At 62.1% G+C, this 24,492-nt stretch carries 19 protein-coding genes; 12 read left to right on the forward strand and 7 right to left on the reverse strand.

All coding sequences use genetic code 11. The annotated features are described in order from the left end of the window. Positions 1–81 precede the first annotated feature (81 nt). On the reverse strand, positions 82–1,317 hold the full coding sequence (locus ABVF28_RS01410; protein ID WP_371029220.1) for an O-antigen ligase family protein: 1,236 nt from the start codon (positions 1,315–1,317) through the stop codon (positions 82–84). Between the two features lie 241 nt (positions 1,318–1,558). Between ABVF28_RS01410 and ABVF28_RS01415 the strand changes: the two genes are divergently transcribed. The 10 genes from ABVF28_RS01415 to ABVF28_RS01460 all read left to right on the forward strand — a co-directional run bounded on the left by ABVF28_RS01415 (position 1,559) and on the right by ABVF28_RS01460 (position 14,515). Continuing rightward, the gene (locus ABVF28_RS01415; RefSeq protein WP_371029221.1) at positions 1,559–2,686 is read left to right on the forward strand and encodes a glycosyltransferase; all 1,128 of its coding nucleotides are present in this window, start codon (positions 1,559–1,561) and stop codon (positions 2,684–2,686) included. 200 nt (positions 2,687–2,886) lie between these two features. Then, the gene (locus ABVF28_RS01420; RefSeq protein WP_371029222.1) at positions 2,887–4,422 is read left to right on the forward strand and encodes a polysaccharide biosynthesis tyrosine autokinase; all 1,536 of its coding nucleotides are present in this window, start codon (positions 2,887–2,889) and stop codon (positions 4,420–4,422) included. Next, the gene (locus tag ABVF28_RS01425) at positions 4,422–4,973 is read left to right on the forward strand and encodes a hypothetical protein (RefSeq protein WP_371029223.1); all 552 of its coding nucleotides are present in this window, start codon (positions 4,422–4,424) and stop codon (positions 4,971–4,973) included. Before ABVF28_RS01420 ends, ABVF28_RS01425 begins: the two co-directional genes overlap by 1 nt. After that, complete coding sequence (locus ABVF28_RS01430; protein ID WP_371029224.1) at positions 4,966–5,994, forward strand: glycosyltransferase; 1,029 nt, start codon at positions 4,966–4,968, stop codon at positions 5,992–5,994. The genes ABVF28_RS01425 and ABVF28_RS01430 overlap by 8 nt, the downstream gene beginning before the upstream one ends. Positions 5,995–6,065: 71 nt before the next feature. After that, on the forward strand, positions 6,066–7,016 hold the full coding sequence (locus ABVF28_RS01435; protein ID WP_371029225.1) for an RNA-binding protein: 951 nt from the start codon (positions 6,066–6,068) through the stop codon (positions 7,014–7,016). A gap of 2 nt (positions 7,017–7,018) precedes the next feature. Continuing rightward, complete coding sequence (locus ABVF28_RS01440) at positions 7,019–7,768, forward strand: cytidylyltransferase domain-containing protein (protein WP_371029242.1); 750 nt, start codon at positions 7,019–7,021, stop codon at positions 7,766–7,768. Continuing rightward, the gene (locus tag ABVF28_RS01445) at positions 7,765–10,011 is read left to right on the forward strand and encodes an N-acetylneuraminate synthase family protein (protein ID WP_371029226.1); all 2,247 of its coding nucleotides are present in this window, start codon (positions 7,765–7,767) and stop codon (positions 10,009–10,011) included. The genes ABVF28_RS01440 and ABVF28_RS01445 overlap by 4 nt, the downstream gene beginning before the upstream one ends. Beyond that, positions 10,002–12,152 carry a glycosyltransferase gene (locus ABVF28_RS01450; RefSeq protein ID WP_371029227.1) on the forward strand — a complete coding sequence of 717 codons (2,151 nt, stop codon included), beginning with the start codon at positions 10,002–10,004 and terminating at the stop codon, positions 12,150–12,152. Before ABVF28_RS01445 ends, ABVF28_RS01450 begins: the two co-directional genes overlap by 10 nt. Next, positions 12,149–13,249: an acyltransferase family protein gene (locus tag ABVF28_RS01455; protein WP_371029228.1), complete on the forward strand. Its 1,101-nt coding sequence runs from the start codon at positions 12,149–12,151 to the stop codon at positions 13,247–13,249. The genes ABVF28_RS01450 and ABVF28_RS01455 overlap by 4 nt, the downstream gene beginning before the upstream one ends. A 390-nt stretch (positions 13,250–13,639) precedes the next feature. Continuing rightward, positions 13,640–14,515, forward strand: coding sequence for a glycosyltransferase family 4 protein (locus ABVF28_RS01460; RefSeq protein WP_371029229.1), 876 nt, complete (start codon positions 13,640–13,642; stop codon positions 14,513–14,515). On the opposite strand, the gene ABVF28_RS01465 is transcribed toward ABVF28_RS01460, so the two are convergent. Continuing rightward, positions 14,485–15,399: a glycosyltransferase family 2 protein gene (locus ABVF28_RS01465; protein WP_371029230.1), complete on the reverse strand. Its 915-nt coding sequence runs from the start codon at positions 15,397–15,399 to the stop codon at positions 14,485–14,487. The two genes, ABVF28_RS01460 and ABVF28_RS01465, sit on opposite strands and share 31 nt — an antisense overlap. Before the next feature lie 100 nt (positions 15,400–15,499). Here ABVF28_RS01465 and ABVF28_RS01470 point away from each other — a divergent pair, with 100 nt between their 5' ends. Next, positions 15,500–16,564, forward strand: a complete 1,065-nt coding sequence (locus ABVF28_RS01470; protein WP_371029243.1) for a glycosyltransferase family 2 protein — start codon at positions 15,500–15,502, stop codon at positions 16,562–16,564. Positions 16,565–16,623: 59 nt separating this feature from the next. Here the strand turns inward: ABVF28_RS01470 and ABVF28_RS01475 are convergent, their stop codons facing one another. Continuing rightward, positions 16,624–17,823, reverse strand: a complete 1,200-nt coding sequence (locus tag ABVF28_RS01475; RefSeq protein ID WP_371029244.1) for a glycosyltransferase — start codon at positions 17,821–17,823, stop codon at positions 16,624–16,626. A 507-nt stretch (positions 17,824–18,330) separates the two neighbouring features. Between ABVF28_RS01475 and ABVF28_RS01480 the strand changes: the two genes are divergently transcribed. Continuing rightward, on the forward strand, positions 18,331–19,185 hold the full coding sequence (locus ABVF28_RS01480) for a glycosyltransferase family 2 protein (protein ID WP_371029231.1): 855 nt from the start codon (positions 18,331–18,333) through the stop codon (positions 19,183–19,185). A 44-nt stretch (positions 19,186–19,229) separates the two neighbouring features. Here the strand turns inward: ABVF28_RS01480 and ABVF28_RS01485 are convergent, their stop codons facing one another. From ABVF28_RS01485 to ABVF28_RS01500, 4 genes are all read right to left on the reverse strand, one after another. Next, on the reverse strand, positions 19,230–19,925 hold the full coding sequence (locus tag ABVF28_RS01485; protein ID WP_371029232.1) for a hypothetical protein: 696 nt from the start codon (positions 19,923–19,925) through the stop codon (positions 19,230–19,232). Positions 19,926–20,149: 224 nt separating this feature from the next. Beyond that, the gene (locus ABVF28_RS01490; protein WP_371029233.1) at positions 20,150–21,940 is read right to left on the reverse strand and encodes an ABC transporter ATP-binding protein; all 1,791 of its coding nucleotides are present in this window, start codon (positions 21,938–21,940) and stop codon (positions 20,150–20,152) included. Between the two features lie 403 nt (positions 21,941–22,343). After that, positions 22,344–23,084: a glycosyltransferase family 2 protein gene (locus tag ABVF28_RS01495; protein WP_371029234.1), complete on the reverse strand. Its 741-nt coding sequence runs from the start codon at positions 23,082–23,084 to the stop codon at positions 22,344–22,346. Between the two features lie 790 nt (positions 23,085–23,874). Beyond that, positions 23,875–24,306: a hypothetical protein gene (locus tag ABVF28_RS01500; protein WP_371029235.1), complete on the reverse strand. Its 432-nt coding sequence runs from the start codon at positions 24,304–24,306 to the stop codon at positions 23,875–23,877. Between the last annotated feature and the right edge of the window lie 186 nt (positions 24,307–24,492).

The following is a 24,492-nucleotide window of genomic DNA, read 5'->3' on the forward strand; positions in this document are numbered from 1 at the left end:
CGACGATCGGTCTCGCTCGGCGATCGGTCGCGGACAAGGCCGAAGTCGCACCTGCCCGCACGTAGGGGGCGACTGGATCCGTCAGAAGGATGTATGTTTCACGACCGGCATGAGCGAGCCGAGCCGAAGCGCTTCCGCTACTCGTTCGGCCTCGCGGTCCTTCGCCCAGGCCTGATTGCGTTGAGCGGCAATCGCGATGCCGATGCCGATGATGATGAACGCGGTCTGCGTGATGAAGACTTCCCCGAGGCGGAAGGCGCAGAGCAGAACGACGATCGATGCCGCTTCGATGATGCGGGCATCACGAGAGGTTGGCCCCTTGGCAAGGAATTGGAAGCCGGCGAGCCCGATCAGCGAGAGGAAGGCGATAAGAAGGAAGTAGCCGCCCTCGGTGATAAGGCCCCAGTAGGCGTTGTGGTACAGCCAGTTGTCGCCTGCGATCTGCGTCACCGCCTCGCCGAGCCCGTACCCGTTCCAAGGCGCGGCGATCGTCTTCTCCAGCGAGGCGGCATCGATGCGCTCACGCAGGGCGTCCGAACCTTCGCGCGTGGTCGCGTAGTCGCCAGCCGTTGAGAGATTGGTTTCAGCGAAGATGAAGCCCGCGTAGATGAGGGCAGCCAGGCAGATGCGCCAGAAAGGACCGAGGTACTTCGCCACGACGAGCCAGATGAGCGCTCCGGCGAGGGCTGCCATCGACGTGCGCGAGTCCGTGAGGACAACGCAGGCCCCGCCCACCAGCACGATGGTGCCGCGAACCCAGGCCCGGTTGGCGAGAAGCAGAATGAGGATGGTGACCACGGCGTAGGTCAATCCTGCGACGTTCTTGTCACCGAGGTACCCGGTGAGGAGGCCACCGTAGTTGTCAGGCGCGACGCCCGCGTAGAAGAGAGGCACGTTCACGAGGAGCGCGAGTGCGAACCCCTTGAGTGCGGAGGCGATGTCGATTCGCCCCGTCGCGATGAAGGCGCCCATCACCATCATGATGAAGATGCGTCCACCGCGGTCGATGTCGCTCTGCTCGACACCTGCGGCCAGAGCGTTGAGCGCGAGGTACGCGAGGATCACTGCGCAGATAGCGGGGTACCAGTAGGCGCCCGCAAGCGAGCGCGTGGGTCGGCGGAAAGCCGCGATTCCGATCAGAGCGAGGCCCGCGAGATCGTTGATCGGCAAGCCGAGACCCGGCGCAGGCAGGCGGACGATGAAGATGGCCATGATGATGGCGTCGGTGATTCGCGTCTCGCCGAGTGCGAGAGCGGATTCTCGCAACGCTCGCGTCGCAGACTTCTGCGGGTAAGCGTCATTCACCTTTTCGGTCACGCCGACGATGGTACGTTGTTTCCCAGTCGCCGACCAACCGCGTGAGGCGCACGCTCGGCTGTTCGAGGGGCATTCGTGTGACGTCGCTCAGCTGCAGATTCTCGTGTGTCACGAGTCCGTATGCTTTGCTCAACTGCTACATCCTGACTGAGAGGTGTGTCGTCGCCACGGTGACGACGGTGTACGAATGACGAAGAGCCGAAGTGCGCAGGTGGGGGGTCCTGACGGACCCCGCCCGCGTGTGGCGATCGCTCACGACTACATCACCCAGCGCGGCGGTGCGGAGCGGGTGGTGCTCGCACTCCATCGAGCATTCCCGGAAGCGTCTGTCTATACGACGCTGTATGAACCCGCGACGACATTTCCTGAGTTCGAAGAGATCGACATCATCAGCTCGCCCCTGAATCGCCTCGGTGCCCTGCGCCACGACCACAGGAAAGCCCTGCCATTGCTGGCGCCGGCAAGCTCGAGGGTTCGGATCGATGCGGACGTCGTCATCGCCTCTACGACCGGCTGGGCACACGGCTTCGAGACGACGGGCACGAAGATCGCCTACTGCCATAGTCCGGCTCGCTATCTCTACCTTCAAGATCAGTATCTCGGTGATGCCGGCCGTTTCTCCCCGGCATCACTCGGCGTGAAGATGCTGACGCCGTACCTTCGTCGCTGGGACCAGCGCGCTGCGAAGACTGTCGACACCTACGTCAGCAACTCCACGGTGGTGCGTGATCGGATTCGAGAAATCTACGGGCGTGAATCGCAGCTGATCTTTCCTCCCCACAGCGTCGATGTGAGCGGCCCTCGTCTTCCACTCCCGGAACTCGAGGACTTCGTCGGATTGGGAGGCCACCTGCTGTTGGTCTCACGCCTGCTCCCATATAAGAACGTCGATAAAGCGATCAAGGCTGTTGCTGGGTTGCCTTTGGAGAGGCTGATCATCGTCGGCGACGGCCCCGATCGCGAGGCGCTCAGAGCTTCCCTTCCGTCGAACGTCCGCATGGTGTCCGGTATCTCGGACGCCACGCTCCGGTGGCTGTACGCACGGAGCAGGGCACTCCTGGCACCTTCCCACGAGGACTTCGGTCTCACGGTAGTCGAAGCGGCGGCTTGGGGTAAGCCCAGCATCGCACTGCATTCGGGTGGCTATCTGGACACCGTCGATGAGGGAACCACAGGTCGGTTCTTCCCGCGCCCCGAGCCGGACGAAATCGCGGCTGCCATCGCGGCGTCGCGGTTCGATGTCTGGGACGTCCAGAAGATCAAGGCTCACGCGCGGCTTTTCTCCGAGGAGTCGTTTGCTCAGCGTCTCAGGGGTCTCGTCGACGACGCCCTTGGTGCCCAGGGCGGGGCCCGGGACGCGCTTGTCTAGTTCACCGATGTTGTTACTCTTGAGTTCGGTCGCGCACGAGGGAAACCCTTTACGAGCGCCCATTTGTGTGTCAAAGAGAGGGTCGACCCGTGACGGTACTTGATTTCCTGAGGCTTACGGGCCGCAGTTGGAGGACGCTGCTGATCGGTGTCGCGATCGGACTTCTTGCAGCGTTCGGCTACACACAGGTCCAGCCGCATGTGTTCACGGCGAATTCGTCGGGCTTCGTCACGGCCGGCCCCTCGGAGGGCGGGCTTATCGGAGGGTCCGAAGCCGCGATTGCCAAGGCACAGTCCTACCTTCCGCTCATCACGAGCCGCCCCGTCTACGAGAAGATCGAGCAGAACCCGGACTCGGGTCTCGCTGAGGGGCAGACGCTGACAGGGCGCTTGACGGCATCCGTCGCGCCCAACAGCAACCTCATCGAAGTGCAGGCCAGCGCAGATTCTCCTGCCGCCGCGGTTGCCCTCGCCAACGGAGCTCTGCAGGCCATGGCCGACGTCATTACCGACCTCGAGTCGCAAGCAGGAGGCGGAGTCTCCAGCGTCACTGTGCTCCCACTCCAGGACGCAGTAGCGCCGACATCACCGGAGAGCCCGAATCTGCGGAACAACCTGCTCATCGGCGCGGGCATCGGCCTCGTCCTGGCTTATGTCTTCGTCTTCCTGAGAAAGGCGCTCGACGTCAAGGTCCGCAACTCGAAGGACCTCGCGAGCGCCGCAGGTGTCGGCTCCCTCGGCCGCATTCCCAAGTCGCCTCAGCTCATGGGCAAGAACCGAGCTTCGAATGACGCGGACGCCATCGCCGCCGAGTCGTTCCGTCGCCTCCGCACGAACCTTCGCTTCGCCAGCGTTGACGAGGAAATTCGTTCCATGGTGATCACCAGCTCCAACGCCGGTGAAGGAAAGTCGACGATCGCGACATCGCTGGCGCAGGTTCTGGCTCAGTCGAACACGCCGACGATCCTCATCGACGCCGACCTTCGTCGTCCGACGGTCGCATCGGTCCTGGGCATCGACGGCAGCATCGGCCTGAGCGAGGTGCTGAGCGGGCAAGTCTCGCTCGAGGACGCGCTCACAGCGACCAAGACGCCGGGACTCTACGCGCTTCCCTCCGGCCGCATCCCCCCGAATCCTTCGGAGATGCTCGGCTCAGAGGCCATGCGCTCCATCATCCGCCTGCTGTCGCAGGATTACATCGTCATCATCGACGCCCCGCCTCTCCTGCCCGTGACCGATGCGGCCATCCTCTCGACGCGTGTCGACGGGGTCGTGCTCGTCGCGACCGCTGGACGGACGCGACGCGAGGACGTGGGAGCGGCTCGGGACATGCTCTCCCAGGTGCACGGTCGACTGCTCGGCACCGTGCTCAACATGGTTCCCCCGCGAGACACGGCGGATGGATACGAGTATCGCCGCAACCGCAGCTACTACGTCACGGCGAACAAGAAGGGCATGCCCGTCTTCAAGTCCTCGAAAGGGCACGTCGACATGCTCGAGCCGCAGCCGCAGCCGCAGCCGCAGCCGCAGCCGCAGCCGCAGCCGCAGCCGGCGAAGGACGGCCCGGGGGCGGTCAGCCTTGCTCCGCGTGCCAACCCGGTTGCGCCGGGCGCCGGGCGATCAGCACAAGCGCAACCAGCAGTTCAGCAGGCGCCTGCGCCTGCGACGCCCGTGAATACGTCGGATCCCGTTGACGACCAGATGGCCCCGACTCGTCGCTCGCGCAGAGGCGCGTAGTGCCCAAACTGCTCTTCGTCTGCCACGCGAACATCGCACGATCAGCAGCTGCGGAGGTTCTCGCGCAATCCCAGCTCGGAGACGCGAGTGCGTGGACCGTGGAGAGCGCAGGCGTGCGCGCGCTGGTCGGAGAAGACATCGACGAGGTTATAGCTGGTGCGTTGCGGGAACGCGGACTGGTCCCTCAGCAGCATGAAGCTCAGCAGGTGACCAACTCGATGCTCGATTCGGCAGATCTCGTGCTCGCGTTCGAGTCTGCGCACCGCATGTGGATGCTGCGCGAGTCCCCGAAGTCGGTTCGCAAGACCTTCACGGTCCGTGGCGCGGCTGCAATACTCGACGGCATTCCGCGACGCGCTGCCCCGCTCGCCTACCTCTCGAATGTGAAGACATCAGGAAAGGACGAGGACTTCGCGGACCCGTACGGACGCGGACCGGATGTCGCGCGCCAGGCGATCCAGGAGATCGACCTCCTGCTGAGCAGAATTCTCCCCGGAATCGACGCACTCCCTCGCGTCGCCCGCAGTTCCCCTCAGGCCATCCGTGATTGAGGCGGAGTACCCGGCACCAGCGTCGCGGCAGCAGCGCGTGCTCCTCATCAGCCCAGCCTTCCACGGGTACTGGAAGGCCATCTCCGATGCATTGAAGTTCCGGGGACACGAGGTCTACCCGCACTGCTACGACGCGCCGAGCGGCTTGCCCGGCAAGGTGCAGAACAAGCTCGTGCACGAGCTTCCCGTGGCGCTCCAATGGCCCGGGCTCCGCGAGGCGGCGAGCGTCCGTGCTGTCCGTGCCCTGGACCGGGTCCAGCCGGACGTCATCCTCGTCATCAAGGGCGACCAGTTGACCGATACCTGGTGGTCGGCAGCTGAGCGGTCCGGTGCCGCCCGCGTCCTCTGGCTGTACGACGAGCTGGAACGCATGGCCTACACGCCGGAGCGACTTCGCGAGCTGGGGCCCGTCGTGAGCTATAGCGAGAGCGACGTCGAAGCGTTGCGTCTCGCCGGTGTTCAGGCGGCGCACGTCCCCGACGCCCACGACTCGCTGCTGGAGTTCACTCCGAAGCCGGTCAAGGGACTCAGCTTCATCGGGGCGCGGTATCCGCGCCGCGAGGAACTCCTCCGAGCGGTATCGGCAGAGGGTATCGATGTGGTGGCGTTCGGACGAGAATGGTCGCGCTCCCTCTGGGATATCGCGCGCACTCGGCGCTTCCGAGGAGCCGGTTTCCCGAGTGGAGGAGACGTGCCGAGGGCTGAGTACTACGGGATCATGGCCGGCTCGAGCGCGACGCTCAACATGCACGGAGACGGCCACGACTTCAGCATGCGCACCTTCGAGGCCCCCGGAGTCGGGGGGCTCTCGCTCATCGACAAGCCGGAAGTCGAGCGCTACTACGACGTCGGCACGGAAACGCTCGTCTACTCGGGTGCTGCTGACGTCGTCGACATCATGCGACGAGCCGAGCTCGACAGCGTCTGGTCGCAGTCGATTCGTGATGCTGGTCGCCGCAAGACTCTGGCGAAGCACACCTTCGTCCACCGGGTAGCGGAGATCGAACAGCTGTGGGGTTGAACCATCCTGAGGATCTGGGTGCCTGGCGGCGCTGGCAGGAGTCGCGCCACGCACTGCGTCGACTGAAATCAGTGCTCGTCCGTCCGCCTTCTCCGAAGTTCACGCTGTTCTCGTCTGGGGTGTTCCCGACCATCCTGGTCGTCGTCGACGCGCCGACCCCCTCGCAGATCGCCGCCTATCTCGAACCTGCGCTCAAGGTCGAGGGTGCGAGCGTCGCCGTCCTCGTCGAGGGGGACGTGAGCTCGTTGCTTCCTGCGGGATGGACCGAGCATGCGCTTGTGGGGGATTCGCCCCCAGCCTTCCTGGACGGCGTTGGCGTGGTCTTCGCGTCCGGTCATTTCCTTCCCGCGAGCTCGCTTGCTCACACGTGGGCACAGGCGCTTGACGCCCGGTTCGTCGTCGCACAGCACGGCCTGCTGACCCCCTTCCAGCCGCCGCTTCCTCCAGATGCGCACACGCTCGCGTTCACCGAGGAAGACGCCGAGTTCTGGCGCTCAGGGCGAAGCGATGTGACGTACGACGTGGTGGGCTCGCAGATGCTCTGGAACGCCTCCAAGCGACGAGCCGCACGGGCCGAGGTCAGCGGCCCGCCTGTCTTCCTCGGCCAGCTGCACGGGGCGGAGCTGGCTCGTCGGACGGCCGCGCGAACCGCTCGGCGATTCTGCACGTCGACGGGGGCCAGCTACCGCCCGCACCCCGCGGAGGTCGACAAGCTTTCTCGACTTCAGCACGAACGCTGGAGACGAGCTGGAATCGTCGTTGACGATTCGACGGTGCCACTTCGCGATCTGAATCGTCCCGTCGTCTCGATCTTCTCGACCGGCGTCCTGGAAGCGGCGGCCTCTGGGCGTCCAGCCTGGGTCACCGGCGCGAACGTGCCGGACTGGATTCACGAATTCTGGGCGCGCTATTCTTTACGCGAATGGGGCGGTGAACCAACGCCAGCTCCCGTTGTTCCCCCGGTAGAACCAGCCCAAGCTATCGCCGCGAGCCTCGCGCGCATTCTGGAAGGAACAGCATGAGAATGCTTTGCGTGATCCCGGTCCGTGGAGGGTCGAAAGGCATCCCAGGCAAGAATCGGCGTCTCGTGGCGGGGAAGCCCCTGCTCGTGTGGACGATCGAGCAGGCGTTGGCGGCGCAGCCGAAGATGGACGTGCTCGTCTCGACCGATGACGAACAGTTGGCTGACATCGCGCGCTCCGCAGGCGCGGAGGTGCCCTGGCTGCGTCCGGTGCACCTCGCCGAAGACACGACGGCAACAGAGCCCGTAGTCGAACATGCGATCGCTGCGTATACGGCCGAGGGCAAGCGTCCCGATGCGGTGATGCTGCTGCAAGTGACTTCTCCTGTGCGCCTCGAGGGCACGCTCGACCGCGCCATCCAGCAGTTCGTCGCTTCGGGTGTCGACTCCATGGTCGGAGCCGTCCCGCAGACACCATTCCTCTGGCAGTACGGCGCGGATGAGCACGACCAGCCGCGCGCGCACTTCACCATCGGCGCGCGCCCGCGTCGTCAGGAGCTCGATCGCACGCAGATGTTCTATCGCGAGACCGGCTCGCTCTACGTCACCAGAACCGAGATCTACGAGCGCGAGCACAACCGCCTCGGAGGCAAGATCGGCATCTTCGAGATGGATGACTTGGAGGGCGTCGATATCGACACGGAACTCGATCTCTCCATCGCTGACCACCAGCTCACGCAGCTCCACCGCGACACAGCAAACGCCACTTCAGCAGCTTCAGCAGGACCAACAGACAAGGACACCGCTCAGTGATCTTCGAGCGCAACCTCACCCCCTACATCGTCTTCGCGGAGGACCCGATCGTTGTGGGGCTTCAGAAGATCAGCGCCAACCAGCAGCGCATCGTCTTCTGCGTCGATGAGCACGGGCGGCTCAAGGGCTCGCTGTCGGATGGTGACTTCCGTCGATGGATCGTCGCGAACCCGACGGCGTCCCTCGACGTCACGTGTGTCGAGGTCTCCAACACCAGCGTGACCTCAGCCCCAGCGACGTCCACGCCAGCTGACCTGGCTCCGCTGCTCGGCCAGGGCGGCATCACGCATCTGCCCCTCGTCGACGCCACCAACCACCTCATCGCGGTCGCCATCGACCGCAATGACGTGCTGCGAATCGGTGCTCACGAGATCGGGCCAGGCCATCCCGCGTTCCTTATCGCAGAGATCGGCAACAACCACAACGGTGACGTCGACCTTGCCAAGCGTCTCGTGGATCTGGCGGCGGATGCCGGCGCGGACGCCGTCAAGTTTCAGCTTCGCGACATGGATGCGCTCTACCGGCAGAGCGGTGCTTCGACTGCTGGAGAAGACCTCGGGGCGCAGTACACGCTCGATCTCCTCTCGCGGGTCTCCCTGCCAGCAGAGAAGCTCTTCACCGTCTTCGACCACGCGAGAGATCGCGGCGTCGACCTGATGTGCACGCCGTGGGACGGCCCGAGCGTGCAGGCTCTCGTCGACTACGGCATCGAGGGTCTCAAGATCGCTTCAGCCGACTTGACGAACCACGAGCTGCTTCGGGATGCGGGTTCTCGCGGCCTCCCGCTCATCCTCTCGACCGGCATGTCGCGCGAGTCCGAGATCCTCGAGACCGTGGGCCTCTTGCGTTCGCTCGGTTCGAGTTTCGCGCTGCTCCACACGCAGTCGACGTATCCGGCGCCGTTCAAGGACCTCAACCTGGCCTACCTCGATCGTCTTGCCGAGATCGGCGACTGCATCGTCGGCTATTCCGGGCACGAGCGCGGATGGCACGTGCCGGTCGCGGCGGTCGCTCGGGGCGCGCGCATCATCGAGAAACACTTCACCGTCGACCGCGGCATGGAAGGCAACGACCACACCGTGTCGCTGCTCCCCGAGGAGTTCGCGAAGATGGTCGAGCAGGTTCGAGACATCGAGATCGCCCTCGGTGACGCCGCTCCCCGCGAGGTGTCGACCGGCGAGCTCATGAACCGGACGACGCTCGCGAAGTCTCTGGTTGCCGCGCGGGAACTTCGCGAGGGCGAGGTGCTGCGGGCAGAGGACATCGCGGTCAAGAGCCCAGGGCGCGGACTGCAGCCGAACCGACTCGACGAACTCGTCGGGCGCAAGGTGAACCACGACATGGCCGAGGGCGAGTTCTTCTTCGAGAGCGATCTGACCGACACGGCATCGGTCGGCCGAGAGTTCGAGTTCCGCCGACCGTGGGGGCTGCCGGTGCGCTACCACGACTACAGGAAGCTCATCGAGAACTCGACGCCGGACTTCCTCGAGTTCCACTTCTCGTACAAAGACCTCGAGGTCGATCTCGACAGCTTCTTCACGGAGCCGCTCGACATGGACTTCACGACCCACCTCCCCGACCTCTTCTCCGGCGATTTCCTCGTCGATCTGGCGTCGACAGATGACGCCCACTGGGAGCGGTCGATCCGTGAGGTGCAGCGCACGATCGACACCACCCGCAGCTTGAAGAAGTGGTTCCTCCGCTCGAGCGAACCGATCATGGTCGTCACCATGGGTGGGTTCACGAAGGACAAGCACGTTCCGGCCGAAGCACGCGGCGCTATGTATGCGCGCATCGCGGATGCGGTCAAGCGCCTTGACACCGACGGCGTCCGCATCGCCGCGCAGACGCTCCCGCCGTTCCCATGGCTCATGGGTGGTCAGCAGTTCCACAACCTGTTCCTCGACCCGCACGACACCGCGGAGTTCTCCGCAACGACGGGCACGAAGCTCTGCTTCGACGTGTCGCACTCGAAGCTCGCCGCGAACTTCCTCGGGATGCAGTTCTCGGAGTACACCGAGCTGATCGCCCCGCACAGCATCCACCTTCACCTCGTTGACGCGACCGGAGTCGATGGGGAAGGCGTGCAGGTCGGCGACGGCGAGGTCGACTGGCCGCTGCTCGCAGGCCAGCTCGACGAGTTCACGCCCGGGGCTCCGTTCATCCCGGAGATCTGGCAGGGGCACATCGACAACGGTCAGGGCTTCTGGACGGCGCTCGACAGACTCGAGCAATGGCTGTAGCCGAATCTGAGGCCGACGCCCAGAGCGTGCAGGCTCAGCGGCCGATCGCGTTATGGGTCGTTCCCGTATCCGGCCTCGGGGGAGTGGCTCGCCACGTGCTCGATGTCGCAGGTGCGGGCCTCCCCGGGTACGAGCTCGTCGTGCTCTCACCAGAGGGGCCGCTCGCCGCGGAACTCAGAGATCGCGGTGCTCGAGTCGCCGTGGGGAAGTTCGGCCCGGACTTCGGCGTACTGGCCTCGATCCGGACGCTGCGGACGGCAGCACAGCGTCTGAGGCCGGCTGTCGTTCACTCGCATCTTGCCTACGCCGACGTCATCGTCGCAGCAACACATCTGCCGCCCGGCACCGTTCGCGTCACGACGGAGCACGGCATCGCCGGCGACGACCAGGTGTACCACCGGACAGCTGCCAAGTCGAAGGTCATGGCGAAGGTCCACGGGATTCGTCTTCGTCGGTTCGACCGCGTCATCGCTGTCGCGGAGGCAACACGACGTGCCATGATCGCCAAGTGGTCGCCGTCGCAGGAGATCCGCGTGATCTTGAACGGGGTCGACCCGGTTGAGTCGCCGCGTCCTGCCAGGTCGGGGCGGGCTTCGCTGCGCATCCTGGCGCTTGCGAGGCTCTCGCCGGAGAAGCGGATCCCGCAGCTCCTCAGGGCCTTCAAGGTCGTCCTCGACGCGCGGCCTGACGCGCACCTGACGATCGCGGGAGTGGGCGAGCTGGACAGTGAGCTGAAAGCGCTTGCCGCCGACCTTGGCATCTCCGAGTCGGTGACGTTCCCTGGCTTCGTCGACCCAGAGGAGGCGATGGCGGACGCGGACGTGCTCGCTCAGCTCTCGGTCTGGGAGAACTGCTCCTACTCGCTGCTGGACGCGGCGAACAGGGGCATGCGCGTGATCGCGTCGCGAGTCGGGGGCAACCCGGAGATTGTCTCACCTCGTGGCCTTGTCGACAATGATGACATCAATGCCGTGGCGGCGGCGCTCCTCGACGAGGCCGCAGAGACGCACCTCGACAACTGGCTGTCCGTTGCCGACATGACGCGTGCTGTAGCTGAGGTCTACGCAGAGGCGCTGGGCACGGCCAAGGATCGAGCGCTGCCCGACCACGTCACCTTGGCGACGAACAACGGGGATATCGGCGGGGGCGAGGTCATGCTGTTGAGCATCGCCGACGCGCTTCGAACGCTCGGCGTCGCCGTCACCATCCTGGGTCCCTCCGAGCCGGCTGCGCTCGTAGCGGCTGCGCGCGAGCGCGGACACTCGGTCGTCGAGCTGCCGGCTAGGGGGCGCAAGCAGTGGATCGCCCAGCTGCGGAGCTGGGATGCGAAGAACCGCGAGGGCCTGCTGTGGTGTAACGGCCTGGTTCCCGCCTTCGCGACCTCGTTCCATCCCCAGCGCATCGTTCACCTGCATCAGCGGCCGACGGGGGCGCAGCGACTGCTCGCGCCCATCGCGCGATTCCGGAGCCTCCGGACGCTGGTCCCGTCACTGTCCATGCAGGAGGCCATCCCGGGATCGACGGTTCTCTTCAACTGGTCCGAGCGAGTGGTGCTTCCGAGCGTCCGTGAACGCGCAGATGAAGAGCCGACCATGATCGGATTTCTCGGCCGCTTCTCGGTCGATAAAGGCGTGCCGGTGTTGGCCGAGGCCCTTCTAAAACTTCAGCGAACTCACCCCGGACGTTTCAAGCTCAGAATGGGCGGTGAGCCGCGATTCGTCGGCGAGGGGTCAAGGCAGGCAGTGGAGGCTGCAATTCGACCTGTGCAAGACCTCGTAGAGTTCGCGGGGTGGGTTTCGCGCGACAAGTTCCTTCGCAGTATCGACTTACTAGTTGTTCCTTCGGTCTGGGCAGAACCGTTCGGGCTCGTGGTCACCGAGGCCATGTCTGCTCGTGTGCCCGTGATCGTCAGCGACGCGGGAGCGCTCCCGGAATTGATCTCCGCCTCCGATGATGTGTTCAGGGCAGGGGATTCGGCCGACCTGGCCGAGGCGATTTTGCGCAAGGCCAGCCGCAGGGATAGCAGTGCCTTGGACCAAAATTTCGCGAGATGGAGAGATTTCTACAGCCCCGAGGCTGGTGTAAGAGCCCTGGGAGCTGTTCTTGCCGCGACGTCAGTTCACACGCGGCCTGCCTCGTGACGCCGACAATCGAGCCTTCACGAGCCGGGCGGGACCTCACCATCGACGTTGCAAGAGGGTTGGCAATAATCGCAATCGTCGCTGGTCACGTTCTGCGCGGACTTTCGGCTGCTGATCTCGTCGACGGGCGGTCTGCCGGATATGTAGCGACAGACACTCTCCTCTACACCTTTCACCTGGCGGTCTTCGCGTGGCTCGCAGGGCTTTTCGTGCGGCGGGGAGTGGAGCGCCGCGGTCTTCGAGACTATCTCTGGGATAGAAATGCGACCTTCATCTACTTATACGTTCTCTGGAGCTTCGTGCAGGGCGGAGTGAAGGTTCTTACGTCAAGCCTTGTTAACACACCAATCACGGTGCTGGACATATTCGACCTTGTCCACCCCGAGGGTCACCTTTGGTTTCTGCCCTGGCTTGTCATCGTTACCACCATTGTCGCAATCGCTAAACCCTGGTCGAGTCTTATGCGGGGGGTGCTAACGTTCTTGACGTCTCTAATTATGAGTCTTGTAGCGTGGGGATATTCGGGCGGCGTCATAGGTCCGGAGGGAGCCTCGCTGTGGGTCTTCTTCACGCTTGGTGCCTGGATCGGCGACAGTAAGTTTCGCGAAGTAACGAGTCGTTTCTCCTGGCGAGTCTCGGCGGTGATGTTGCTGGTCGCATTAGCATTCTTCCTGGTCGGTTTCTCGGTGCTGAGCATCACCCCGCCCACCTTCGGCTTCGAGATGCGCACGCCCCTCTCAGTGGGTCTGGGGTTCCTGCTCTCTACGATTGGCGTCACGTGCGTCTTGGCTTTAGCTCGGATTATTTCGATGTTTCCTGTTGCAACAAGGCTCTTCGGCTACGTGGGGTCCAGATCACTGCAAATTTATTTGGCACATGGCATCGCTCTGTCTGGTGCGCGAATTGTGCTCTCGTTGTGTGGAGTGCAGAGCCTAGAAGCCCATCTCATCGTTGGGTTCGGGGCAGGGCTTGGGTTCCCTCTGCTCCTTGCCTGGTTGGCGAGCCGATTGCGAATTAGGGTGCTTTTGGAGCCCCCAGCTTTCCTGCTTCCAAGCGGTCAGCGCGCCTCTGAGCGCAAGTCTCTAACACGTTCATGACCAGCGTGGATCTGGATCTTGTTTGCGTAGCAATCGTACTTATTTTGTGTAGCCCTTCCTTTCTGATCGTCTGCCGCCGATGGAGTTCCAATGCCTTTTGACGCCAGTAAGCCCTCGTCGAGCCCACGCATAGGGGTTCTTAGTCCCTGGAGCTTTATGGATCCGAACGCCTGGTCTGGTGTGGTTCCTCGAATGCTCTCCTCGCTGGACGCACGGGCAACAACTGTCCCGCTCTCCAGTTCCGGAGTTGCGACGGCATTTGCAGATCGAGTGCTTGCGCGAGGACTCGGTATGGTCTCGCCGAAGAAATATCTCTGGGACCAAGCCATCGCGACTTCGAAAGCTAGGGGGCGGAATGCGACCTCCATTGTCCGCTCGGCGAACGTTGACGTGATCCTTGCCGTCGCGGCTTCCCAGGACGTCGCATTCTTGGATGCTCGTGGCATCCCGATCGTCCAGGTTGGAGACGCGACGTTCAAGGCCATCCGCGACTACTACCCGATGTTCACGAACCTGCACCCGCTCTCAGTCGTGCAGCAGGAAGCGGTGGCGAAGAGGGCGACCCGGGCCACAGATCGCTTCGCGATGGCAACGCAGTGGTCGATCGACTCGTTGGTCGCTGACTACGGGGTGTCGAGTCGCAACTGCGTCCTCGCGCCGTTCGGCCCAGCACTCGAGCCCTCGCTGCCGCCCACGGTCGCACTCGGAGAAGTCGGTGTCCTGCGGGCGCTGCTCGTCACGAGCGACTGGGCGCGCAAGGGCGGGGATCTCGCCGTTCGCGTCATCGATCAGGTTCGTCAGCAGCACCCGGGCGTGACGCTCACCGTCGTCGGGAACACGCCCGACGGGCTGCCCGACTGGGTTGAGAACCTCGGGCGTCTCCCGCGTCAGGAGCTCGCCGAGCAGTACGAGCGAGCGGACGTGCTGCTTGAGCTTGCGACCGCCAACGCAGGCGGGGTCACGCTCACCGACGCCGCAGCATTCGGATTGCCGGCCATCGCGACGGACACCGGGGGAGTTTCGTCGATCGTCGGTAACGGCACCTCCGGAATACTGGTTACCCAAGGCGCTGACACGTTCACTGCGGCTGTCGCGGCCGTCGAGACAATGCTTGATCGCGACGTTCGCTCTCGGTACGCCAGGGGTGCGAGAGCGCAGCATGACGCAACGCTCAACTGGGAGGCGTGGGCTGATGCCGTGACCGCGCTCTGCGTCGAGGCCGTGTCATCTGCACCTCAACGAGGCGAGATGGGGACCCGGGCGTAGCGGAACTCGCGACGCAGGGTCTCTAGCGACCTGACATCTCGCCCGGCGAGCTGACGGACGGCGTTGACGACGAAGTTCAGGATCGCGGCTGCGCCGAGGGCAGCTCGGTGGAGGCCGGGGTGGTCGTTCCATTTCTCCGCGAAGCGCAGGGCCGACGTGACGACCCACGTGCGTCGCAGTTCGGGGTTCGAGGAACCACCACCCTCATGCTCGACGGTGAGGTCACCAAGAACGTACGAGTGGACGCCACGCTGCCCAAGGCGTCGCTGGAGGTCGATCTCCTCCGAGTTCATGTAGAACCGCTCGTCGAAGCCGCCAACATCGTGAAATGACTGTGTCGGCAGGTAGAGGACCGCTCCCACGACCCAATCGGTTCGGTGCACACCAGGCATCACCGTCGACGTGTTGTGACCCACCGACTCGTGCCACCACCGCCTATGCCGGAATCTGGCCAGGCCACTGAAGGCATTCACGAACGTGTGCGTGACGCGAGGGAAATGGCGTCCCGTCCACTGCGACGAACCGCTGTGGCCGATGACCTCCGGCGATACGACCGCCGGCATGAGCGGGTTCGCGAGACGAGTGAGGTCGGCGATCAGGCTCGGGCCCACAGTGAGGTCGCTGTTGAGGATGAGCAGGTATTCGCGCTGCGCGGCGGCGGCACCCACGTTCACGGTGCTCCCGAAGCCGCCGTTCTCGGCGCGCCGGATGGTCGTCTCATCACCCACCTGGACGTACGGCTCCGGCGAGGCGTCGTCGACCACGATGATCTGCAGTTCAGGAGCCCCGAGCTGCTGGGTGAGCGCGGTGACGAGCTCTTGCGTCGGAGCTGGGTCACCGTAGTGCGGGATGACGACGGAAACTCCGGGCACTGTGGTGTTCATTGCGGTCTTGGTCTTCCTGCTCGTGGAGATGGGCCGAGTGCGCCGGCGCTGGAGCTCGGGGGACCGGTCGGCACAACGCTACAGGCAGCGTGCTCCTGATATGCGTGCCCCCGCATCCCTTGCGTTAGTGTCTAAGCGTGCTCGGTCCTGGCGATCGGCTCCGATCAGAGGATTCCGGGCACTCGGCAGTACTCACTCGCACGCGGAAAGAGGGCCCGTGGCCTCGCAATTGGTCTCGATCGTCGTGCCGACCCGAGGCGGCGCACAGCGCCTCCCGAGACTCTTCGAGGCGCTCGCTCGCCAGACGGACAGTCGTTGGGAGGTAGTCGTCGTCATCGACGGAGATACCGACGACTCTGCATCCGTCTGCGCACGCGCTGCAGCCGCCGATTCACGCGTGCGAGCTGAGGTGTTCCCCGAGAATCGCGGTCGTTCCGAAGCGCTTAATGCGGGTTTTCGAGCCGCTGTCGGCGACATCATCGTGCGCTGCGACGACGATCTTGTTCCGGGGGTCGACTACGTGTCGACGCACGTCCGGCTGCATGACGAGGCCCGCGCCCAAGGGCGGGAGGTTGGCCTGGTCGGGCTGTACCAGAACGTGTATCCCGACACCGCCTACGCCGAAGCCTATGGGAGGCCGCACGACGCGAAGTTCCGCAGAGACGCCTACGCCAGCGCACCCGATAAGCACTGGAAGTACTGGGCCGGAAACGTGTCCGTCAGCCGGGCGGCCTACGAACTCGTCGGTGAGTACGACACCGCATTCCGTGCGTACGGCTACGAAGACGTCGACATGGGGTATCGGCTCGCGAAGGCTGGGGTCGCCGTCTTGCTGGTGCCGGAGCTGGAGACGCCGCACTTCGTCGCCGCGACGACGACCGAGATTCGTGTCAAACGCGCGTTCTACTCAGGATCCGCTCGGGCCGACTTCGACGTGAAGCACGCCGTGCCGCACCAGCAACCTGCGTCCGGCCTCTGGGGGAGAGCCGTGGGGCGCTCGGGCCGGAGATCTTCGCTCAGTACACTTATGCGTCGCGCACGTCGCGTCGACGCAGTGCTCGGCCGAGTTTCGGGCACTGTTGGGGAGAAGTTGGTCGCCTTCCTGGTCGAGGCGGCTGCTGTGGCCGGCTACCGCAACACGCAGACGCTCGACACGAATTTCTGATCGCGTGGCCCCGAGGGCCACGAGCATGCTCAAGGACTGCGAAGCGGAGACGCCGTGCCTCAGCTGGCGCCGAGATAGATCTCTTCGATCGACCGTCGGAAGGCGTCCCGGCCGAATTCATCCAGTGCCCAGTCGCGCGTGGAGGCCGCGCGATCTCGTTCTCCGGGGTCCTTCGTCAGCGCGCGAATGAGGGCGGCAGCGAACTGCTCCGGGTCGCTCGTGACCGCGGTGTACAGCTCGGCTGACCCAATGCCCTCCGCGCCCAAGGGAGTAGAGACGACGGGGACGCCGCGGATCATCGGTTCGATCGTCTTGAACTTAACGCCAGCGCCACTGAGCAGCGGAACCGCGGCGACGCTGACCTCGTTGTAGGCGTCCTCGAGATCCTGCACGAAACCGACCGGCTTGACGCCGGGGATGCGTCGCAGTCGGGCAACTTCATCGTCCGAGAGACCAGTGCCGACGACACGCAACTCAGCGCTCGGCTGCGCAGACCTCACCGCAGGCCAGATTCGCTGAGTCATCCACTCGAGTGCTTCACGGTTCTCGAGCCTGAAGAAGTATCCGACTAGCACGACAGTTGGGGTGCGACCTGGCTCGACCGAGCGAGCACCGTCGATTGCGAGAGGCGGTCGCACGACACGAACGTTGTCGTGACGTCCTCGAGGGTCGAGGCAAGCGCGATCCTTCTCGCTGAAGACGATTACACGGTCAGAGCGGCGGAGGATTCTCGACTCGAATCTCTTCGCGGCGATCAACGCGAGTCGCCATTTCAGTCGTCTAGCCGGACCTGCGGCGCGTTGCAGCTCCCTGGCCGCCCTCTGTGAAGAGACGTCATGGAGCGTGGCAACCACACGTGCTGCGCTGCGGCGGGGGACGCAATTGACGAGGCGGGCCCACGCAGACCATTGAAAGTCCACGATATCGGCTACGCCCAGCTCTTTTCGGATGTCACTTTTCGTGTACAGGTCGAACGCTGAAGCGAGCAACGGGGCGTCCGGGTCCCACCGTCGCCAAACGCTGTAGAGTCGCGCGAGTACCCTGCGCCACAACGTGCGTTTCAGTGCCAAGCGAGGTTCACCAGCTGCCCGAGGTTGTTGCTGGAGCGCGTGCTCGTTGCTCGGTAAGAGCGGCACCAAGTACTTCACGTCCAGTTCTAAGTCTTCGGTCAGGACCTTGTGGAGTTGCCAGACGTAGAAACCTCCCGCGTGAGGCACATCTCGGTATGGCAGAACGGGAGTCACAGAAGTGAGTCGCATGGTTTCCAAAGTTCGATCACGACCTTCCTTGTAGCGTCTGCCCGTGCGGTTCGCCCGACGTTGTCCGGAATCGGATGCAACCAGACATTACCTAGCTTGCCCATCAATGCCGCTTAGTCTCTGTCGCCGTGGTCTTGGCAAATCTTAGCGTTCGTGGGGATGTCACTAGCCCCAAGCTGCGCTGCAACGACGACGCCAGTCGTCACCGTTCCTGGTGCGCCTAGTCAGCTAACAACGGTTCCGTGCGAAGGTCCCTGGTAGAGACGGCGGACACCGTGCCATGCTGACCATGTCAGACTCTCATCGGGCGTACCGGGACTCCTGCGTCTCCGGTACGCGTATTCTCTCTGAGATCGTAGGGTGGTGAACGTTCGTTGCACTGCAGTCAGCATTCAGGGTCATTATCTGACCTCTTGCCTGGGCGTGGCGCCGCGAGACCATTGAGAGACTCTTAGCCCAGTGGTTCCTGAAACCGTTCGCACGGCGAACACGGAGTGGTGAGATCAAGTGGCATCCCAGATTTCAGTCGTCATACCCGCCTACAACGCGTCACGAGTCATTGAACGTCAGCTGCGCGCGTTAAATGCGCAGTCGAGGTTAGACTTCGACGTTGTTGTCAGTGACAACGGGTCGACAGACGAGACGGGTCGAGTTGTCGCCAACTGGGCTCCAGCATTCGCTTCCCTCCGGTACGTAGACTCCTCGGGTCTCAAGGGTGCGGCTCACGCCCGCAACGTTGGGGTTCGAGCGGTGCGATCCGAATTTGTTCTCCTATGCGACAGTGATGACGTGGTTTCGCCAGTTTGGGTCTCGGCGCACGTTGCTGCTCTTGAGCATGCAGACGCTTCGAGTGGCCCCCTGCACATAGTCGAGGAACCGGGAACGTTACCCCGGGAGATCTGGAACGAGTGCGAACTTCCGGTGTCTATGAGTTTTCTACCATACCTCCCTAGTGGAAACGCAGGGTTCAGGCGTGAGGCTTTCGAACAACTGGATGGATTCGACGAGGACCTATGGCGTGGTCACGAAGACGTAGATCTCGGCTGGCGGCTCAGTCTCGCGGGCTTTTCGGTCAGGCACACGCCAGATGCCGTGATTGAGTACGTCCAGCGCAGCACGCGATGGAAACGCGTACAGCAGCAGTTTAGTTATGGCCAAGCTTTTGCGGAACTCTACGCCAAACATGAGGCAGAGCAGATTCCCGTGCAGTCACAAGCTTGGCGAGTGAAGTGGTGGCTGGAGTGGACGAAACAAACTGTCCCAAATTCTCAAAAATGGTCTAGCGCACTGAACACACTCGCTTTCCAGGTTGGACGCGGATTTCGTTCAACTCGTCTAGGAGTCCGCTCGCCTATGTGGTGAGGTTTTATCTTGTCGCGCAATTTCCGCTGAATTCTTACCAGCCGTTATTGGTAATCAACAAGGTTGGGCTTGATTCGATCGTCGAATAACAATCGCTCGTGATATTTGAGGGCCAGCGGCCCCAGGATGTCTCCCAAGAGCGCATGCTTTGGAACTACTTCGGAAGATGCTTCGCCACCTCGGACACCGCCCGGACGCCGTTCGAGGAGGTCCTCGTAGTATTTCGTGCGACGTGTGACCTCTGCGTACCATTCGGTGGTCAGGGGGGATTGAGGTCTAAAGATGAAGGCGCCATTGCCGATGACTCTGAAGAAGTTTCTCCGCAGATCTTGTTGAACTCTACCCGGCAGTAGACTTGTGGAAAGGCTGCTGATCTCTCTGTAGCCGATTGCCCAGCTGTCCGGGCTCGCATTGAGCCGGTCGTATAATGGACCCCAGGAGGAGTCAATCCGCTTCACGTCCACGTATCCGCCACCGTGAAAGTGCATCACATAGGCACGCAGGTAATCAGCTCTGTGCGTAAGCGCAAGGTTATAGTACGCCCTCGGCAGCGGATAACCCTCGACGAGTATTTTATCCAGGGTTGTATCCGTGATCAGTTGGACGGACACGCCGGGGTTATTCTCTATCGCCGACCGAACCGCCGCCGCACGATTGGCCGTCATCGGCGCGGCGCCGAGCCAGAACATGTACAGCACCGGCGGTGCTTTAAGCAGGGCTTGTACTGGATCGTCTACCACCAGGAAAGTGTGTGCGTACCGGTCCTGGTTGAACTCGTAATTTGAGAGACGTCCACGGGCACGAAGTACTGAGTCCGTGACAGCAGTCGTCACTGGCCGACTACTCTGCTGGATCCTTTTTCGCATGAGGAAAATTTTGTGTTTCACGAGCTTAAGAGTTCGTAGCATCATTGGGAATTTTCCGGGCTCTTGGCCACACTCTCAGTCGACTCCGGGTGGAGGCGCTACGAAAGTTGGCCGATTTTGACAAGATCCTCGAAGTTAGAGTTTATTGCACGGAGCTCGGCAAATGTGCCGCTGGATTTCACCTGACCTGCCTCGAGGAAGACAATTTTGTCTGCTGACTTTATTGTAGAAAGACGGTGAGCGACGATGATAACGGTCATGTGGCCTCGAAGTGATTCAATCGTTTGGGTGATCTGACTCTCAGTTACGTTGTCCAGAGCAGAGGTGGCCTCGTCCAATATCAGGTAAGAAGGTCTCCGGTAGAGGGCCCGGGCAATTCCTAGGCGCTGTCTTTGGCCTCCCGACAGGCGAACCCCACGTTCGCCTAGGTCAGTGTCCAGACCTTCAGGGAGGTCCTCTACGAACTCGTCCAGGCGTGCGTCTTTCAGGGCGCTCATGATCGATGCGTCATCTATCAAGTCGTCTCTAAGGCCGTACGCAACATTGGCCCTCAGCGTCGCGTTGATGACAAATACCTCCTGCGGCACCACTCCGATGTGGTCGTACCACGACGCGAGGTTTGTCTTGATGGGTGCACCTCCGACAGTGACGGTTCCCGACGAGGGTTCCTGTAGGCCCAGTACGATGTCGAGGATTGTGCTCTTTCCTGCGCCGCTGGAGCCGACGAGCGCCGTTGTCTTCCCTTTCTCCACGGTGAGATTCAGGTGGTTAAGGACAGGTCTTGCTGCGTCGTCATACCTATAGGTTACTTCGTGAAGAACGATATCTCCGTCGTAAGATGCAGATTTCGTGATTCGCTCTTCATGGTATCCATCCTGATCCAGTTCGTCGACGATATCGGCGAGCACCTGCAAGCCTGGAGCGCCGGAACGCACGGCGGCGCTGGTCGCTGTGAGTCGATTGAGAGTGGGCAGCATTCGCAAGGAAGCTGCGGCGAAAACACCCAGAGTCGCAAGCGCCGCCTCGGGGGTCCCTGTTGCGAACAGGACTAAGGTCATTGCGATGACAGCCACAATGAATGCTATCTCAAGCATGTGCTTTGGAAGCTCAGCGAACATCGTTGTTTTACGCTGTGCGTGTGCTACTGCGAGCTTTGCTGTGCGGAATCGCTCGACAAACTGCCATGAACTGGATGATAGTCGCGCCTCGCGGAATCCATCGATACCCGGGATTAGTGATGTCCATGCGACGAGATCCTCCGCCATGATCTCTTCACCCGCCTTTGTCACTCCCCTGCGAGTGAGGAACTGAATCACCAGAGACATGAAAGCTAGTACGCCGACGGCCATCAACGTCGCTAGCGGCGACACGACGAAGAGTACGATGCTGAGGGCTAGGAGCGTCAGGATATCTGAGAGTAGCGTCAGAAGGCCGAGCGCGACCTGATTAAACGCCTGCGGTACTGAGGCTCCGATGTTTCTGTATATCTCCGGTATCTTACGGATTCGATGCTTGGCGTACGGGGCCAGGACGTAACGGTTCATGAGTTCGGCTGAAGCTTCGGCCGTGAAGCGCGTGGTCCTACCCAACAACCACCAACGGAAAGCAATAGCGAAACTGCTCTTCAGCACAAAAGCGGCGGCGACAAAGCTGGCCATAGCGACTACGAGGGTCTGGGTATCCTGAGTCCCCAGTGCCGAAGCGAACCAGCCGACGACACCGGTACTGGTATCGCCTGAGGTTAACACTTGCATGAGAGGCAGAATAGCGGCCACTCCGAGAGTATCCAGGGCCGCCATTAAGATGGAGCCAGCGACAGCCAAGATCACCCACCCCCTAATCGGGCCGGAAATCAGAGGACGGATAATCTTGAGGTTCTTGTAGATCATCAGATTTTTTCGCTCGCTCGCCATAGGTCCCGGGCACATACGAGCTTGAACAAGCTCTTCCCAGCGTGCCGCCTAGTGTAGGCGGCACGCTCGGCCGGGATAATCTCCCGTAGTCTACCCTGAACTGAACGGCAGTTCTCGGTCAGGCCGTCGTCGGACTCCTTCACTCCGCGGCCGCACTCACAGCAGCAGGTGAGCGGGATTCGAGTCTCGGATCCCCACCAGCGACGCAGCTTGATCTTCTTACCGATCCCGGCACAAACCTGGTCCTCGCCGACAGGTTTCGGCTGAGTCGCGGCAGTGTGTTCCTGGTCACCTGTCCCCATTGATGCGTTCGAGTGACCTCGGCATGCAGGGTCCGCTCATGTTCCCAGTAGCAGTCTCCTGGCCAGGAGAACAAACCTCAGCACTTCTCCCGCTTTGTTCGCGCAAGCTGGGTCCGTGTTCGATAAACGAAGACTCTGAGGGTCGCAAGGCTGGCGAGAGGTCGATGCCACCACCTTTTTCCGCGAAGTGGAAGTACCCAGCGTTCGGCCGCTTCGTACTCATCAACGCGCAGGCGTTGGAATTCGGGTGAACTGCTTGTTGTACTCATGTCCGTCTCGAACTGAGTCCTGATGAGGACGGCCGGCGGGAGCGATTGATGCGCGATGAGCCAATCGTCACCTCCCCAAATCCGCATCTCCTCTGGGATCGGCACATAATCGCGCCGTCGCAAGCACATAAAAGTGCCGAAGTACCTGACCGTTGCATCGGGTCTTGCCAGTCGGTATGAGATTCTCCCGGACTCAAGCTGGTTGAATGTCGAGAGATCGGGACCAACGATCCCGATCGGGTGATGCTTCAGAAGCCTCGCACTATAGGTGAGCGCCTCGTCGTGGAAGAGTACGTCATCGTTTACTATAGCTAATAGTTCTGCTGTCGCTTCCTTCGCTCCCAGATTCCAGGCAGGATTTACGTAGATATTAGCACTCTGTTGCAGGACACGAACCTTCGGAGAAGCGAATTCAAGGGGAACAACAGAGTTGTTAATGATTAGGATTTCTTTTACCAACGGATGTGCTACGCAACGCGCGATCAAGTCCTTCAGTCGCTCCGACTTCTGGAGCGTCGGAATGATGACGCTAAATCTCGCACTCTTCATGGTCGAATCCTACTGGTTGCGTCCGCGCGCGAAGGCGCCGATCTGGACATCTATGGGGTCCGGCGGTGCTGGTCGTGTCGCTAGCGTCCAGATCGTGGTGGGACGAGTGTCGCTGCAGCGTGGTCGCTGGCACAAGCTACCTGAAACAGATCGGCAAATTTCCGGTGAAGCTCGGCCTCGTGATCATGACGTGGTGAAGGGGCTCGGCCAGGCGGCGGGGTGTGAGTCGCCCACCGACCCGGAGCTCGGCGACACAATCGTCCACAGAATCCGACGGCTAGTTTAGTGCCTCCGCTTGCCTGCAGCGGTACCGCCAGCGCAGTTTCCCTGTGTTGGTGTGCTGAGTCATCATTTGCGGTTGTCTTGCGCCGCAGACAAACGTGGGCACCCCTTGTCTCGTCCCGAAGTGCTGGATGGGTGCTAAAGGTGACGGCATCCTTGAGCCGCGGTGCCGGTGTAGCCGAGGGCAGTATGGTGGAGCACGGTGCTGTGGCAAACTGGTCTCGCGTCTAGCGATAACATTGGTGGTTCGAAAGTGTCAAACACTTTAAGAGTCCTTGGTCTCTTTGAGCATAACGGTCTCAGCCGTTCACAACGCTCCTCGCCGAGTGGTGAGCGTGTGTTTGGGCCGTACCGCGTCGATCTCCTTATGGACAATGACGTTGATCTTCACACGATTTCTATGGCGAAACTCCGTTTCCACAAAAAGGTTCGGGACCTCGTAGAGCATCGTACAGGCGTAAGAGTAGATCTCGCACTCAGGGGAGTGTTTGCCGCCTTTCGAGCCGACCTAGTGCTGTCCATTCTTGAGGACAAATCCGTCCTGCCGTCCCTGTTCAGACAGTTTCGAGTTCGTCCTTATTCGGCCCGGCCACTTTCCGTGATCTCGTGCTGGTGGGCTGAAGAACTGGTAAACGGTGGCCGTGATTTGCAGAGCAAGATCAGGCGTGCGCTCGTTGGTGTTAGTCAGATCATTGTTTTCTCTCGGAATCAAACGGAGATCTTCGCCGCGGCGGGTTTCGGAGATCAGGTAGTCCCAGTCACGTTTGGTGTTGACCACGAGTATTTCCGCCCTGAGCCCTGTCCTGGGCCGGGGTTTCAAGTTTTCAGTGCCGGTGTGGACCGCGGGCGGGACTTCGAAACACTCGTGACTGCCGCGCGATTGCTGCCGGAGGTGAGGTTCGATATTTTTACGCAAATGGACATTCTGGGTGGCACCCATGCTCCGCCGAACCTAACTGTGCATCCGCCAACTGACGGCGAGGGTCACCGGAAAAATCTGGCTCTTCGCAGTTGAGGGTGTAGTCGGGGTTCGTGGATAGGGGTCGAGGTCTTCCAGGATGGAAGTTCCTACACTGCCCATCCGCCGGAAGACCTCGACGTGCACCACGCTACCTTCGCCGCGCCC

This window comes from Pseudoclavibacter sp. JSM 162008 (assembly GCF_041366455.1).
GTDB lineage: Bacteria > Actinomycetota > Actinomycetes > Actinomycetales > Microbacteriaceae > Pseudoclavibacter.

Excerpts from the sequence above, each read along its gene's own strand:
- ABVF28_RS01440 (WP_371029242.1), top strand. The coding sequence starts at position 7,019 with ATGCTTTGCGTGATCCCGGTCCGTGGAGGGTCGAAAGGCATCCCAGGC.
- ABVF28_RS01450 (WP_371029227.1), top strand. The coding sequence starts at position 10,002 with ATGGCTGTAGCCGAATCTGAGGCCGACGCCCAGAGCGTGCAGGCTCAG.
- ABVF28_RS01465 (WP_371029230.1), bottom strand. The coding sequence starts at position 15,399 with ATGAACACCACAGTGCCCGGAGTTTCCGTCGTCATCCCGCACTACGGT.
- ABVF28_RS01470 (WP_371029243.1), top strand. The coding sequence starts at position 15,500 with ATGCGTGCCCCCGCATCCCTTGCGTTAGTGTCTAAGCGTGCTCGGTCC.
- ABVF28_RS01475 (WP_371029244.1), bottom strand. The coding sequence starts at position 17,823 with ATGCGACTCACTTCTGTGACTCCCGTTCTGCCATACCGAGATGTGCCT.
- ABVF28_RS01490 (WP_371029233.1), bottom strand. The coding sequence starts at position 21,940 with ATGATCTACAAGAACCTCAAGATTATCCGTCCTCTGATTTCCGGCCCG.
- ABVF28_RS01495 (WP_371029234.1), bottom strand. The coding sequence starts at position 23,084 with ATGAAGAGTGCGAGATTTAGCGTCATCATTCCGACGCTCCAGAAGTCG.
- ABVF28_RS01500 (WP_371029235.1), bottom strand. The coding sequence starts at position 24,306 with ATGGGTGCCACCCAGAATGTCCATTTGCGTAAAAATATCGAACCTCAC.